Genomic DNA, 14995 nt, shown 5'->3' on the forward strand with positions numbered 1-14995 from the left:
CGCAACTGCGGGTACAGCCTCAACCTCGAACTGGCCGGCAAGGGGATTTACGCCGGCGCGCTCACCATCGGCGCCCTCATCCGCCAGAGCGACGCCGAGCGTGTGTTCAACGCCGATGTCGCCGCGCGGCGCGGTTTCGAGCCGCCCCGGCCGACCGCCTCTGGTCCAGGTACACCGAGCGCAGTGAGCCTGAGCAGACCGCCGGAAGCCTGGCCGCCCAGGCGCTCGGGGTGGCGCCGGGAGATCAGCCCTTCTGCTCGGCGGCCGGGTCCGGATGCTCCTCGCGCCACTGCTGGCCCGACTCCGCCCAGGCCGCGTCGGCCTGCATCTGGATGTCGGTCAGCGCCTTGTCGAGGTTGATGGCCGTCTTGCCGCCCCAGCCGACGTAGTTCTTGCTGCTCTTGGCATCCGCGATGCCCTTGATGACCGGGTAGTACTCCTTGAGCTTCGGGTTGGTCTTGACCCAGTTCTCGACGAACTTGACCTTGTCCCAGCTCGCGCCCTTGAGCCAGTCCTCGTGCTTTTTCATCCAGCCGACTTCGGCCGGTTTGAAGGGCGAGGGGCCCGCCGGGGTGTCGGCCGGCGTGTCGCCGGTGTGATCGCCCGAGGTGGTCGTGCTGTCGTCCGGGGTCTCGTCGTGCGGCGGGGTGGTCGTGTCGTCGTCGTGCGGGGTGGAGCCGGTTTCGTCGTCGTGCGGGGTCGAATGCGTCGAGCCGGCGTCGTCGTGCGGGGAACCCGGGGTCGGGGGCTCGTGCGGGCCGTTGAGCTGGTTGTCCGCGTTCAGCCAGTCGTTGAACACGCTGTCGTCGTCGTGCGTGCTCGAGCCGTCGTCGTGCGTGCCGGAATTGGTGGAGCTGGTTTCGTCGTCGTGCTGCGACACGGGCGGGGCTTCCTCGTCGTGCGTGCCCGAGGTGGTCGAACTGCCGTCTTCGTGCGTGCCCGAGCCGGTGGCCGGCGGGCGGTCGGGCAGCTCGATCGAGTCGTCCTTCTTCACCGAGTTCTTGATGCTGTCGGCCAGTTTCTCCAGCCGGGACGCGGTGCGCCCGCCGAGCCCGACCACCTTGGCCAGTTTCGCGGCCATCGAAACGGCCTGCGCCACCGCCAGCGCGACGGACGTGGCGACCCCGGCGACGATCGACGCGCCGAAGGTCCAGATGGCCATGGCCAGCGCGACGAGCATCGTGGCGATGATGTCGCCGAGCACCGTGCTGATCAGGTCGCGGATGAGCGAGCGCACCGCGGTGATCAGCGCCCCGGTGGTCTCGACCACGTACCCGGCGGTGTCGACGGCGTGCCCGGCGTCGTCCAGCTGCCCCTTGCGGGCGGTGATCTCGCCTTTGAAGGCGTCGTAGCCGTCGCCCTTCCAGCCGGTGATCTGGGCCTTCAGCGCGGAATCCATATCCGTCGACGCGCTGCGCAGCGTCTCGGCGATCTTGTGCAGCTGCACGGCGAGCTTCGAGACCTCCGCCGGGTCACCGGCGATCTGGTCCAGCGGCTCCTTCAGGAACGAGATGTGCTCGATCAGCCAGCCGATACCGGCCGCGGCCAGCTTCGCCAGCGGGTCCAGGGCGAGCGCGACGGTGTCGGCCACCGCGCCGACGACGGTCACCCCGATCTCGACGCCGATGGCCGCGGCGTCGGCCCCGTGCGCGGTCTTGATCTCCTCGATCGACGACGCCACGCTGTGCCAGCTGTCGATCGCCCCCGCCCCGGTCGTCGAGTTCGACGCGGTGATCGGCTCGGTCATTGGCCCAGCTCCGTCTTGAAGTCGTTGAGTCCCGCCGACACGTTGCCGTCCTGGCCGGTGTACGCCTCGGCGGCCTTGTTCGTGGCGTCGGCGGTCTTCGTGATGTTGTCCGAGAGCGTGTCCAGGTTGCCGGCCACGACGCCCATCGCGATCCGCGCCGGCACGGCGAGGATCTGCGCGAGGACGATGCCGAACGCCTGGTTGTCGAAGCCGTTCGCCGAGTGCACGCCGCCGGCGGCGTCCTTCACCGCGGGCACGGTGGTGTTCGTGAGGTAACTGCCGAACGTCTTGAGCTCCGCCGGGTCGACCTCGAAGCCTTGTCCTGCCACCAGTGCTCTCCTCCCAGGTCGCGCGCGACCGAGTAGATCAGCATCGCCTGAACGGCAGGCGACGCACAGACAGACGCGTACTGAACGCGCCCGGTTCCCCGGAAAGCGCTTTCCACCTGCAAATATCAGGGTTTGCGGGCCACCATCAGGTCCCGCAGGATCGCTTGGTCCACGCGGTGCGCGAACCCGTCGAACGGCTCTCCCGCGCGCACCTCGAGCCCGGCTTCGCCGAGCAGCGCGGCCAGTTCGTCGCGCTTGATCACGTGCGTGTTCCAGGAAATGCCGAGCGCGCCGCCCGGACGCAGCGTGCGCACCCAGCCCGGCATGGCGTCGCGCAGCAGTTCGCGCGGGCTGCGGGCGAGTTCGTCGGGCCGGTGGCTGCCGTGTTGCACGCCGTAGGGCGCGTCGGTCACCAGCACGTCGACCGAACCCGTCTTGACCAGCCGCGTACCGGTGATCGTGTCGCAGTTGTAGTAGGTGATCCGGCGCGTGTCGCCCGCCTTGTAGGCCTCCTTGGTCAGCCCGAACTCCAGCTCCAGCCGGGAACCGAGCTTGACCTTGTCGCGGCGCAGCTGCCCCGAGTCGGCGGTGTGCTTGACCCGCTTGCTGCGCAGCCAGGTCTTGATGAACTGCTCGTAGGCGTCGAAATCCTTCTTGTCGAGCTCGATCCCGGTGGCGTCCAGGCCGTAGGTCATCGCCTGGTTGAGCGTGGTTCCCCGGCCGCACAAGGGATCCAGCACGTGCACCGGGCCGCGCAGGAACGCCGTCGGGTCCGCCGTGGACAGCAGGGTGACGTTGAGCAGCAGCTTGGTGAACAGCTCGTTCGTCTTGCCGGGGTACTTCTGGATGGTCAGCAGATCCGAGTCGAACTTCTCCAGCGGCGTGACCGCGACCGGGCGCAGCAGCTCGCCCTCGAACTCGAAGATCGCATAGCGCGAAGACAGGTTGGACAGCAGCGCGATGTCCTGTTCGGACAGTCGTTGCGCGGTCGAGAAGGTCACGTAGTCGATCCCGCCGATCCGCCGCTCACCGACGTCGGCCGGCGGGCTGCTCAGCGATTCGCCGAACACCGCCAGTTCGGCACGGAGCAACGCGGGCGAGGAGTCGGCATAGACCCGGTTCGCCGCCGGATAGAGGAGGATCCCGTAATCGAACATCGCGGGAAGACTATCCGGTGCGGTGCGCGTGCCCGGAAACTGTCACCCCTGGTCGTTACGCTGGCCGTGTGGTGGAGGTGATGCGGGAGCGGGTGCCCGCGCGGAAGGTGATCGGACTCGCGGTGCCGGCGCTGGGCGTACTGGCGGCCGAGCCGCTGTATGTCCTGGTGGACACGGCGGTGGTGGGCCACCTCGGCGCGCTCCCGCTGGCTGGGCTCGCGCTGGCCGGCGTGGTGCTCTCGCAGATCTCCACCCAGCTCACGTTCCTGTCCTACGGCACCACGTCGCGCACGGCCCGGCTGCACGGCGCGGGCCGCCGGGAGGAGGCGGTGAGCGAGGGCGTGCAGGCCACCTGGCTGGCGCTCGCCGTCGGGCTCGTGCTGGTGCTGGCCGGCCAGCTACTGGCGCAGCCGATAGCGCGGGCGCTTTCGGGCAGTGACGAAATCGCCGCCTCGGCGGTGTCCTGGCTGCGGATCGCCCTGTGCGGCGCGCCGCTGATCCTCGTCACGATGGCGGGCAACGGCTGGATGCGCGGCGTGCAGGACGCGGTGCGACCGCTGCGCTTCGTGTTGCTGGGCAACGGAATCTCCGCGGTCCTGTGTCCGGTGCTGGTGTATGTGGCCGGCTGGGGGCTGGAGGGGTCGGCGTTCGCGAACGTGGTCGCGCAGGTGATCTCCGCCGGGCTGTTCCTGCGCGCGCTGGTGGCCGAGAAGGTGCCGCTGCGGCCGCATCCGTCCGTGATGCGCGCGCAGCTCAGCCTCGGCCGTGACCTCGTGCTGCGCAGCCTCGCGTTCCAAGCCTGCTTCATCTCGGCGGCCGCCGTCGCGGCGCGCACGTCCACCGCGGCCGTCGGCGCGCATCAGATCGTGTTGCAGCTGTGGACTTTCCTCTCCCTGGTGCTCGACTCGGTGGCGATCGCCGCGCAGTCGCTCGTCGGCGCGGCGCTGGGGGCGAACTCGCGGGCCAGGGCGCAGGGCGTGGCCGGGCAGATCACCCGCTACGGCCTGATCTTCGGCTGCGTGCTGTGCGTGGTGTTCGCCGCGCTGTCGCAGGTGCTGCCGCACGCGTTCACCTCGGACCCGGGCGTGCTCGGCGAGGTGCCGCACGCGTGGTGGTTCTTCGTGGCGCTGCAACCGATCGCCGGGGTGGTGTTCGCGCTCGACGGGGTGCTGCTCGGCGCGGGTGACGCGGCCTTCCTGCGCACGGCGACGCTGGTGAGCGCGGCGATCGGGTTCCTGCCGATGATCTGGATCTCCCTCGGCCAGGGCTGGGGGCTGACCGGGATCTGGACGGGGCTGTCGTTGTTCATGGTGCTGCGCCTGGCCGCCGTGGTGTTCCGGTGGCGTTCCGGGCACTGGGCGGTGGTCGGCGCGGTGCGCTGAGCTGCGGTGTGGCCGAAAACACCGGGTATTCCGGTAAATATTTTCGTTGCCGGGTCGATACAACGGACGCGGGTCTGTCACCCCGCGTCCGTCCCGACTCAGCAAGGAGGCCTCCTTCGTGCCGCCCGAGCAGGCACCCGTGATCGGCAAGGCAAGCCGCCGGTCGTGGCTCATCTGGTTTTCCGCCGCAGCCGTCTATCTCCTCGCAGTCTTCCACCGGGCGTCCTTCGGGGTCGCCGGCCTGGAAGCCGCCGACCGGTTCTCCGTCGGCGCCGCCGCTCTCGGCACCTTCACCGTCCTGCAGGTGGGCGTGTATGCCGCCATGCAGATCCCGACCGGGGTACTGGTGGATCGCCACGGTCCGCGCAAGATCCTCGTCATCGCACTGCTCTTCCTCGGTCTCGGCCAGATCCTGCTCGCCGTCGCGCATTCCTACGCGCTCGGCCTGCTCGCCCGCGGCGTGCTCGGGTTCGGGGACGCGCTGACGTTCGTCAGCGTGCTGCGCCTGATCGCCGCGCACTTCCCGGGCAAGCAGTACTCGGTGGTCACGTCGTTCACCACCGCGCTCGGCTACGTCGGCAACCTCGCCGCCACCGTCCCGCTCACCCTGCTGCTCGCCGGGCCGGGCTGGACGCCGACGTTCCTCACCGTCGGCCTGCTCACCGCGCTCTACGCCGTGTTCGTCGCCGCCCGCGTGCGCGACACGCCGGCCGGGCACACGGCCAAGGCCGCACCCGTCGACCGGCGCGCGCTGCTGCGCCAGATCGGCACGGCGTGGCGGGTTCCGGGCACCCGCCTCGGATTCTGGGTGCACTTCTCCACGATGTTCGCGCCGAACGTGCTGACCCTGTTGTGGGGCGTGCCGTTCCTGGTGCGGGGCCAGGGACTCTCGACGGCGACAGCGAGCGCCCTGCTGACGGTGTTCGTGTTCGGCTCGATGATCGGCGGCCCCGTGGTGGGTGGCCTGATCGCGAGCCGTCCCGGCCTGCGGATGCCACTGGTGGTGGGGTACCTCGCCGGCGCGGCGCTGGTGTGGGCGCTGCTGCTGGGCTGGCCGGGCTCGATCCCGGTCGCGGTGCTGGTGCCCTGCTTCGCGTTCCTCTCGCTCGGCGGTCCCGCGTCGATGATCGGCTTCGCGCTGGCGCGTGACTACAACCCGCTGCGCCGCGTCGGCACCGCCACCGGCGTGGTGAACGTCGGCGGGTTCGTCGCCACCACGATCACCGCGCTGCTCGTGGGCGTGCTGCTGCAGTTGACCGGCGGGAACTTCCGGATCGCGCTGCTGACCGTGGTCGCGCTGCTGGCGCTGGGCACGTTCCGGATGCTGGTCTGGTGGCGCCGCACACGGGTCGAGCTGTTCGCGGCGCAGGAACGTGGCGAAGAGGTGCCCGTACAGGTCCGGCGGCGGATGTTCGACGCGAGGGTGCCCGAGGCGGCAGGCGCTGCCGCGGCTTAAGGTTTTGCTGTGGTAGCAGCTAAACCCGCCCCGCCCCCCGGCCTGCTCGTGATCGACAAACCGCCCGGCATGACCTCGCACGACGTGGTCGCCAGGGTCCGCCGGATCATGGGCACCCGCAAGGTCGGGCACGCCGGCACGCTCGACCCGATGGCCACCGGGGTGCTGGTACTGGGCATCGAACGGGCCACGAAACTGCTCGGCCACCTGGCGCTGGACCGCAAGACGTACCTGGCGACGCTCTCCCTCGGGGCCGTCACGAGCACCGACGACGCCGAGGGCGAGCTGCTGTCCACAGCGGACTCCGGCGCCGTCGCCGCGGTCACCGACGAGCGGATCGCGGCCGGGATCGCCGCGCTCACCGGCGAAATCCAGCAGGTGCCCAGCGCGGTCAGCGCCGTGAAGGTCGCCGGCAAACGCGCCTATGCCAGGGTCCGCGCGGGCGAGGACGTCGAACTCCCGCCACGGCCGGTCACCGTGTACCGGTTCGACCTGCTGGCCACCCGGCGCGAAGCCGGCCAGGTGGAGCTGGACGCGGTGGTCGAATGCTCGTCCGGCACCTACGTCCGCGCGCTGGCCCGTGACCTCGGCAAGTCGCTGGGCATCGGCGGGCACCTCGCGCAGCTGCGCCGCACCACAGTCGGGCCGTTCACCATCGCAGGAGCCCGCACGCTGGAGCAGCTGGAAGAGAAGCCGGCCCTGTCACACGATCTGGCCACGGCCGTGGCGACCGCTTTCCCGCGCCACGACGTGGACGCCGCCACCGCCCGCGCTGTCCAATATGGACAACAGGTGCGCGCGTCCGGAATCGAGGGCACCTACGGCGTGTTCGGCCCCGACGGCAAGGCCGTGGCGCTGGCGGTCGACGCCGGGGGAGTGGCTCGTTCGGTCGTCGTGCTCGATCCCGCCTAAGGGCCGGCCGCTTCGCCCACCACCACCCTCAACGGCCACGCTGCGCGCGGCAGTTACGCTTCGTGTGTGCAGAGGTGGCGCGGTCTGGAAGATCTCCCCGGTGGCTGGGGGCGGTGCGTGGTCACGATCGGCGTGTTCGACGGGGTGCACCGCGGGCATCAGGCGCTGATCGGCAAGACGGTCGAGATCGCCAAGGCCCGTGAGCTGCCCAGCGTGGTGCTCACGTTCGACCCGCACCCGTCGGAGGTGATCCGCCCCGGCAGCCATCCGGCGCAGCTGACCACGCTGCGCCGCAAGGCGGAGCTGGTCGAGCAGCTGGGCGTGGACGTGTTCGCGGTGCTGCCGTTCACCCCGGAGCTGATGCGCCTGTCGGCCGACGAGTTCGTGCACGAGGTGCTGGTCGACCGGCTGCACGCGGCGGCGGTCGTGGTGGGCGAGAACTTCACCTTCGGTGCGCAGGCGCTGGGCACCGTGGCGACGCTGCGGGAGCTGGGCAAGCGGTTCGGGTTCGTCACCTACGGCGCCGAGCTGCAGAGCGGCGGCACGCCCGGCACGGACAACGGCGAGATCACCTTCTCGTCCACGTACGTGCGGTCCTGCATCGACGCCGGCGACGTCGCCGCGGCGGCCGAGGCGCTGGGCAGGCCGCACCGGCTGGAGGGAATCGTGGTCCGCGGCGACGGCCGTGGGCACGACCTCGGGTATCCGACGGCGAACCTGTCCACGACGCGCTTCGCCGCCGTGCCCGCCGACGGGGTGTACGCGTGCTGGTTCGTCCGGGGCGCGCAGCGGCTGCCCTCCGCGGTGTCGGTCGGCACCAACCCCACCTTCTCCGGCCGGGAGCGCACCGTCGAGGCCTTCGTGCTCGACGTGGACGAGGACTTCTACGGCCAGCACGTCGCGCTGGACTTCGTGAGCAGGCTGCGCGGCCAGATCAAGTTCACCACCGCGGAGGATCTGGTCGCCAAGATCGACGAGGACGTCGCGAGGACCCGGAGCGCGCTCGGCGCGTGAGTGCGTTTGCGAATCGGTTCGCGAAACCGCCCCGCCCGTCCGGCCCGGCCTGGCAAGATGCAAGGGCACCGGTGGTAGCCGGTCCTGACCGGGGAGTCAGCAGCAAAGGGGAGCGGACAACGGTGGAGGACCACAAGATCGTCCAGCGCAACATCTCGTTGCAGCGCGAGTGGTACGGCGAACCACTCGGCGATCGCGTGCGGCGGCTGGTCGTGGCCTTCGATGTGTCGCAGGCTTACCTGGCCGAGGTACTGGGGATCAGCGCGCCGATGCTGAGCCAGGTGATGAGCGGGCGCCGGGCGAAGATCGGCAACCCGGTCGTGCTCGCGCGGATGATCATGCTCGAGCGCAAGTGCCTGATCCCGGAGGTGGCGGCCGGGCGCAAGGAGGCGCTGCTCGCGGCGCTGGAGGACGTGAAGGACTCGCGTCCGACGGTGGGCCGGGACAACATCCCGGTGGCTGCGGTCTCCGACGACCGGCACGTGCTCGCCACGCTGCGGGACATCGCCGAAGACGAGGATCTCGGCGAAGCCGCCAAACGCCTCGACGACGACTTCCCGGCCATTGCCGATCTGCTGCGCCGCGCGGGCTTGCGCAACTGAAGAGGTCTCACGGTCATGCTGCTGTTCTCCGCGATCGTCCCCCCGGCGCAGCTCGTCGAGTCGCTCGATCTGCGGCTGGACGCGGTACGCGCGCAGGCGCCGGACGTGCGGTGGATTCCGCCGGAGCGCTGGCACATCACGCTCGGCTTCTACGGCGAGGCGGCGGAGTCCGAAAGCCGCGTAGACTGGTTGGCGAAGGCGCTGGCGGGGCAGCGGGCGCCGGTTCTGCGCCTGGAAGGGGCGGGCACGTTCACCCGTGTCCTCTACTTGGGGGTCTACAGCGAAGGGCTCACCGCGCTGGCCGCCAGGGCGGGCGCTGAGGCGGACCGGCCTTACCTGCCGCACCTGACGGTGGCCCGAACGACGGGCGAAGTCCCGCCCGAGCTGTCCCGGCGGCTCGCCCGGTACGTGAGCGAACCGTGGACGGCCACCGAGGCGGTGCTGATGCGCAGCGACGCCACGCCGACGGGCCGCCGGTACTCGGTGGTCGGGCGGTTCCCGCTGGACGCCCACCAGGCTGGTCAGGCCCTGTCCTGATACCCTGACCAACTGGGTCCGGCTGCAGTCCGTGGCGGCCGTGACCGGCTCACCCGGCATGAACCATTGACCGGGCCGCACGGTACGACAGAACAAGGAGAACAACCGAAGTGGCGCTGTCCACCGACGAGAAGAAGTCGATCCTCACCGAGTACGGCCTGCACGACTCGGACACCGGATCCCCCGAGGCCCAGGTGGCCCTGCTGACCAAGCGGATCATCGGCCTCACCGAGCATCTGAAGACGCACAAGCACGACCACCACTCGCGTCGCGGTCTGCTGCTGCTGGTCGGCCGTCGCCGCCGGCTGCTCAACTACGTGGCGAAGGTGGACATCGCACGCTACCGGTCGCTGATCCAGCGGCTCGGCCTGCGCCGATGACCCGAACCGAGGGGGAGTGACCACCCGGTCGCTCCCCCTCGGTCCATATCAGGCAACAAAGAGGAAGGCGCGGCACGCGCGAGGACTTCTTCGCCGGTCCTCGGTAGTGGTCCCCGGGATTCGCTCCCGGAGGCTTCGATCGAAGACCGGCCTCGTTCCCCGTGCCACGCCACAGGAAATAAACGAGGAGAACCACACACATGACCGAAGCAGGCGGAAACACGGTGCACGAGGCCGAAGCCGTCATCGACAACGGCAGGTTCGGCACGCGCACCATCCGCTTCGAGACCGGGAGGCTGGCCCGTCAGGCCGCCGGGGCCGTCGTGGCCTACCTGGACGAAGAGACCATGCTGCTGTCGGCGACCACCGCGTCCAAGCACCCGAAGGAGCATTTCGACTTCTTCCCGCTGACGGTGGACGTCGAGGAGCGGATGTACGCCGCGGGCCGGATCCCCGGCGCGTTCTTCCGGCGTGAGGGCCGTCCCTCCACCGACGCGATCCTGACCTGCCGGCTGATCGACCGGCCGCTGCGCCCGTCGTTCGCCGACGGGCTGCGCAACGAGATCCAGGTCGTCATCACGGTGCAGAGCCTGAACCCGGACGACCCGTACGACGTGCTGGCGATCAACGCCGCGTCGGCCTCCACCCAGATCGCCGGGCTGCCGTTCTCGGGCCCGGTCGGCGGCGTGCGCGTCGCGCTGATCGAGGGCCAGTGGGTCGCGTTCCCCACCTGGTCGCAGCTGGAGAAGGCCACCTTCAACATGGTGGTCGCCGGCCGGGTCGTCGGGGACGACGTCGCGATCATGATGGTCGAGGCCGAGGGCACCGAGCACACCCTGGACCTGATCGCCGCCGGTGGCACCGCCCCGGACGAGATCGTCGTGGCCGAGGGCCTCAACGCGGCGAAGCCGTTCATCCGCGTGCTGTGCGAGGCGCAGCAGCGCCTTGCCGACGCGGCCGCCAAGCCCACCGGCGAGTTCCCGCTGTACCCGGCCTACGAGCAGGACGTCTACGACGCCGTCGCGGCGATCGCCACCGACGAGCTGGCCAAGGCGCTGCAGATCCCGGGCAAGCAGGACCGTGACAACGCGACCGACGTGGTCAAGGCCTCCGTGCTGGAGAAGATCGGCCTCGGCGAGGGCGAGGCCTTCGCGGGCCGCGAGAAGGAGATCGGCGGCGCGTTCAAGGCGCTGACGAAGAAGATCATGCGCAAGCGCGTCCTCACGGAGAAGATCCGGATGGACGGCCGCGGCCTCACCGACATCCGCAGCCTCTCCGCGGAGGTCGGGCTGATCCCGCGGGCGCACGGTTCGGCGCTGTTCGAGCGCGGCGAGACCCAGATCCTGGGTGTCACCACGCTGAACATGCTCCGGATGGAGCAGCAGATCGACTCGCTCTCCCCGGAGACGACGAAGCGCTACCTGCACCACTACAACTTCCCGCCGTTCTCCACTGGTGAGACCGGCCGCGTCGGTTCGCCGAAGCGGCGCGAGATCGGCCACGGCGCACTCGCCGAGCGCGCCCTGGTCCCGGTGCTGCCGAAGCGGGACGAGTTCCCGTACGCGATCCGCCAGGTGTCGGAGGCGCTGGGCTCGAACGGTTCCACCTCGATGGGCTCGGTCTGCGCGTCCACCATGGGCCTGTTCAACGCCGGGGTGCCGCTGAAGGCGCCGGTCGCGGGCATCGCGATGGGCCTGGTGTCCGATGAAGTGGACGGGGAGACGCGTTATGTCGCGCTCACCGACATCCTCGGCGCCGAGGACGCCTTGGGCGACATGGACTTCAAGGTCGCCGGCACCAAGGACATCATCACCGCGCTGCAGCTGGACACCAAGCTCGACGGCATCCCGTCCGAGGTGCTCGGTGCCGCGCTGAAGCAGGCGAAGGACGCCCGGCTGACCATCCTCGAGGTGATCGCCGAGGCGATCGACGGCCCCGACGAGATGAGCCCGTACGCCCCGCGCGTCACCAGCGTGAAGATTCCGGTCGACAAGATCGGCGAGGTCATCGGGCCGAAGGGCAAGATGATCAACTCGATCACCGAGGAGACCGGCGCCGACATCTCCATCGAGGACGACGGCACGATCTACGTCGGCGCGGCCGACGGCCCGTCGGCGGAGGCCGCGATCGGCAAGATCAACGCCATCGCCAACCCGCAGCTGCCGAAGGTGGGCGAGCGCTTCCTGGGCACCGTGGTGAAGACGGCCGCGTTCGGCGCGTTCGTCTCGCTGCTGCCGGGCAAGGACGGCCTGATCCACATCTCGAAGCTGGGCAACGGCAAGCGGATCGGCAAGGTCGAGGACGTGGTCAATGTGGGCGACAAGCTCCGCGTCGAGATCGCCGACATCGACAACCGCGGCAAGATCAGCCTGGTCCTCGTCAAGGAAGAGGACGAGGGCGAGAAGGCCGCGGACAAGCCGGCCGAAAAGGCCGACGCGGCGCAGTAGTACCACCCCCTGAATGGCCCGTCCGGCATCCGCTCGGGCGGGCCATTCTGCTCTCGAAGTAAGGATTGTCTTGGCGCGACAGATACCCGGGTACGAGCAGGCCGCCGGGACCACCCGGACCCTGGACACCTCGGTGAAGCGCACGGTGCTGCCCGGTGGCCTGCGCGTGGTCACCGAGCACGTGCCCGGCGTGCGCTCGGCCACGGTCGGGCTGTGGGTCGGCATCGGTTCCCGTGACGAGACGGCGAGCGTCGCCGGCGCCGCGCATTACCTGGAACACCTGCTGTTCAAGGGAACGCGGCGGCGCGGGGCCACCCAGATCGCGGAGGAGATCGACGCCGTCGGCGGTGAGTTCAACGCCTTCACCGCCAAGGAGCACACCTGCTACTACGCGCAGGTGCTCGACGAGGACCTGCCGCTGGCGATGGACCTGGTCACCGACGTGGTGTTCGAAGCGCTCTGCGCACCGTCCGATGTGGACACCGAACGCAGCGTGGTGCTCGAGGAGATCGCGATGCGGGACGACGACCCCGAGGACCTCCTGCACGAGACGTTCGTGAGCACCGTGCTGGCCGGGCACCCGCTGGCGAAGCCGGTGCTGGGCACCGAGGAGTCGATCACCGGGATGTCCGCCGGCGCGCTGCGCGGGTTCTACAAGCGCCGCTACAAATCGCCGCGGATGGTGCTGGCGGTGGCGGGCAACATCGAGCACGGTCAGGTGCTTCGCTTGGCGCGCAAGGCTTTGCGGGATCATCTGTCCGGTTCGGACACTCCGGTGCCGCCGCGCCGCGGCCGCGCGAGGATCACCGCGCAACCGAAGCTGGCGCTGCGCACCGACGACACCGAGCAGGCGCACGTGATGGTGGGGATGCGCGCGCCGGCCCGCCACGACGAGCGCCGCTACGCGCTCAGCGTGCTCAACGCGGCGCTCGGCGGCGGCATGAGTTCCCGGCTGTTCCAGGAAATCCGGGAGCAGCGCGGGCTTGCGTACCAGGTGTACTCGTCCACGGCGGCGTACTCCGACACCGGCCACCTCTCGGTGTACGCGGGTTGCCAGCCGGAGCGCCTCGGTGAGGTGACCAGCGTGCTGCGCGACATCCTCGGCCAAGTGGGCAAGGAAGGCTTCACCGACGCGGAGGTGGCCCGCGCGAAGGGGCAGCTGCGCGGCGGTCTGGTGCTGGGCTTGGAGGACACCGCGTCCCGTATGTCGAGGATCGGTAAGCAGGAGCTGAACTTCGGGGACTACACGAGCGTCGACGAGACGGTGTCGAGGATCGACGCGGTCACCGCCGAGGACGTGTATGACCTGGCTCGCACTCTGTTCCGGCGGCCGGGTGGGGTGTCCGCGGCGTCGGTGGTCGGGCCGTACGCTCACGTGGACGACCTGCCGGACGATCTGCACGAGGTGATCGCTCAATGACCGGAGAAAACCCGATCCGCGTGGGGGTGCTCGGCGCCCAGGGACGGATGGGCGCCCAGGCCGTGCAGGCCGTCGAGGCGGCCGAAGGCATGGATGTCGTCGCGACGGTCGACGCCGGTGACCCCAGGGAGCGGCTCACCGAGGCCGGCGCCGAGGTGGTCATCGACTTCACGCATCCCGATGTGGTGCTGGACAACCTGCGTTTCGTGGTGGAGCACGACATCCACGCGGTCGTGGGCACCACCGGGTTCAGCGAGGAGCGGTTGGCGCAGCTGCGCGAGTGGCTCAGGCCCAAGCCGGAGCTGGGCGTGCTGATCGCCCCGAACTTCGCGCTCGGCGCGGTGCTGGCGATGCGTTTCGCCCAGCAGGCGGCGCGGTTCTACTCCTCGGCGGAGATCATCGAGCTGCACCACAACCGCAAGGCCGACGCCCCGTCGGGCACCGCGGCGCACACCGCGAGCCTGATCGCCGAAGCCCGCCGCGGCGCGGGCCTGAAGCCGGGCGCCGACGCCACCACGTCCGAGGTCGGCGGCGCACGTGGCGCTTCCGTCGACGAGGTGCGCGTGCACTCGGTGCGCCTGCCGGGCCTGGTGGCGCACGAGGAAATCCTGTTCGGCGCCGAGGGTGAGACGCTGACCATCCGGCACGATTCGATGGACCGGATCTCGTTCATGCCGGGTGTGCTCCTGGGTGTGCGCGAGGTGCGCAAGCGCCCGGGCCTCACCGTCGGCCTGGAGAACGTGCTCGACCTGTGAAAGCCCGCAACGTAGCCCTGGTGATGACCGCCGCGCTGGTGGTCTACCTGGTCCTGCTCGCCGACCGTGCGATCCAGCTGGTGCGCACCGGCACCGGGGCCGGGGTGGCCCTCGGGGTGGCGGTGCTGGTGCTGCCGCTGCTGGGGGTCTGGATGATCGTCGCCACCTGGCGCTCGGGCCTGCGGATCCAGCGCCTGTCGCGGCGGCTGGACGAGGAAGGCGACCTGCCCGACGTCTCGGACCTGCCACGCCGCCCGTCCGGCCGGGTCGACCGGGAGGCGGCGGACGCGTGGTTCGAGGAGCGCCGCGCCGAACTGGAGCAGAACCCGGACGATTGGCGTCATTGGTACCGCCTGGCCTACGCGTACGACATCGCCGGTGACCGCCGGCGGGCCCGCGCCACAATGCGCAGGGCGATCGACCTCGAGGCGGCGCAGTCCAAGGCCTGAGGGACGCACACCGATGGGGGTGGGCCGCGCCAGCGGTCCGCCCCCCGAGTTGGGTTTCATCCCGTCGCCCGCGACCCCGAAATCACTTTGCCCTGGGCCCGCACCCTGCGCCGGAACCGCCGCCCGAAAGACCAAAGCGTGCGGGCCCAGGGGAAAGTGATACTCCTGGAAGCAGGCGACGGGATGAAACCCGGCTCCCCACCCAGCCACGCTGGAACCGTCGGCCGAGCTACGGACCCCCCTTCATCCTGGAGCCAGCCCGCCCGGCCAATACCGCTAACTTAGGCGGCTGGGGTGAGGACTCGTATTTGTGGTGGATGGCTGTATGTGGTGGTGTGGTCGTCGGGTTTTTTGGTTCTGTAGTGGCGGTATTTGCTGCGTTTGACGGTGCGGGGGTTGCTGCGTTGT

14 protein-coding genes are annotated in these 14995 nt (G+C 70.0%); 11 read left to right on the forward strand and 3 right to left on the reverse strand.

Annotated elements, in window-relative coordinates; all coding sequences use genetic code 11:
* Positions 1-244 precede the first annotated feature (244 nt).
* The 3 genes from VHD82_RS09895 to VHD82_RS09905 all read right to left on the reverse strand — a co-directional run bounded on the left by VHD82_RS09895 (position 245) and on the right by VHD82_RS09905 (position 3233).
* A complete protein-coding gene (locus tag VHD82_RS09895) occupies positions 245-1747 on the reverse strand; it encodes a hypothetical protein (RefSeq protein ID WP_325699963.1) in 1503 nt (500 codons plus the stop codon).
* A complete protein-coding gene (locus VHD82_RS09900; protein ID WP_325699965.1) occupies positions 1744-2076 on the reverse strand; it encodes a hypothetical protein in 333 nt (110 codons plus the stop codon). Before VHD82_RS09900 ends, VHD82_RS09895 begins: the two co-directional genes overlap by 4 nt.
* Before the next feature lie 125 nt (positions 2077-2201).
* Positions 2202-3233, reverse strand: a complete 1032-nt coding sequence (locus VHD82_RS09905) for an SAM-dependent methyltransferase (protein ID WP_325699968.1) — start codon at positions 3231-3233, stop codon at positions 2202-2204.
* Positions 3234-3313: 80 nt separating this feature from the next.
* Here VHD82_RS09905 and VHD82_RS09910 point away from each other — a divergent pair, with 80 nt between their 5' ends.
* The 11 genes from VHD82_RS09910 (at position 3314) to VHD82_RS09960 (ending at position 14587) form a co-directional block, all read left to right on the forward strand.
* Complete coding sequence (locus tag VHD82_RS09910) at positions 3314-4615, forward strand: MATE family efflux transporter (RefSeq protein WP_325700013.1); 1302 nt, start codon at positions 3314-3316, stop codon at positions 4613-4615.
* A 139-nt stretch (positions 4616-4754) separates the two neighbouring features.
* Positions 4755-6071, forward strand: a complete 1317-nt coding sequence (locus VHD82_RS09915) for an MFS transporter (protein WP_325700016.1) — start codon at positions 4755-4757, stop codon at positions 6069-6071.
* A 9-nt stretch (positions 6072-6080) separates the two neighbouring features.
* A complete protein-coding gene (truB, locus tag VHD82_RS09920) occupies positions 6081-6983 on the forward strand; it encodes a tRNA pseudouridine(55) synthase TruB (RefSeq protein ID WP_325699971.1) in 903 nt (300 codons plus the stop codon).
* A gap of 66 nt (positions 6984-7049) precedes the next feature.
* The gene (locus VHD82_RS09925) at positions 7050-7997 is read left to right on the forward strand and encodes a bifunctional riboflavin kinase/FAD synthetase (protein WP_325699974.1); all 948 of its coding nucleotides are present in this window, start codon (positions 7050-7052) and stop codon (positions 7995-7997) included.
* 122 nt (positions 7998-8119) lie between these two features.
* Positions 8120-8599: a helix-turn-helix transcriptional regulator gene (locus VHD82_RS09930; protein WP_325699977.1), complete on the forward strand. Its 480-nt coding sequence runs from the start codon at positions 8120-8122 to the stop codon at positions 8597-8599.
* A 15-nt stretch (positions 8600-8614) separates the two neighbouring features.
* On the forward strand, positions 8615-9136 hold the full coding sequence (thpR, locus tag VHD82_RS09935; RefSeq protein WP_325699980.1) for an RNA 2',3'-cyclic phosphodiesterase: 522 nt from the start codon (positions 8615-8617) through the stop codon (positions 9134-9136).
* Positions 9137-9246: 110 nt separating this feature from the next.
* Positions 9247-9516, forward strand: coding sequence for a 30S ribosomal protein S15 (gene rpsO / locus VHD82_RS09940; RefSeq protein WP_325699984.1), 270 nt, complete (start codon positions 9247-9249; stop codon positions 9514-9516).
* A 200-nt stretch (positions 9517-9716) separates the two neighbouring features.
* Positions 9717-11963, forward strand: coding sequence for a polyribonucleotide nucleotidyltransferase (locus VHD82_RS09945; RefSeq protein ID WP_325699987.1), 2247 nt, complete (start codon positions 9717-9719; stop codon positions 11961-11963).
* Between the two features lie 70 nt (positions 11964-12033).
* Entirely contained in the window at positions 12034-13383 is a 1350-nt protein-coding gene (locus VHD82_RS09950; RefSeq protein ID WP_325699990.1) for a pitrilysin family protein, read from the forward strand.
* Positions 13380-14138, forward strand: a complete 759-nt coding sequence (gene dapB, locus VHD82_RS09955) for a 4-hydroxy-tetrahydrodipicolinate reductase (RefSeq protein WP_325699993.1) — start codon at positions 13380-13382, stop codon at positions 14136-14138. The genes VHD82_RS09950 and dapB overlap by 4 nt, the downstream gene beginning before the upstream one ends.
* A complete protein-coding gene (locus VHD82_RS09960; RefSeq protein ID WP_325699996.1) occupies positions 14135-14587 on the forward strand; it encodes a hypothetical protein in 453 nt (150 codons plus the stop codon). Before dapB ends, VHD82_RS09960 begins: the two co-directional genes overlap by 4 nt.
* Positions 14588-14995: the final 408 nt, after the last annotated feature.

This window comes from Amycolatopsis sp., assembly GCF_035546795.1.
Taxonomy (GTDB): domain Bacteria; phylum Actinomycetota; class Actinomycetes; order Mycobacteriales; family Pseudonocardiaceae; genus Amycolatopsis_E.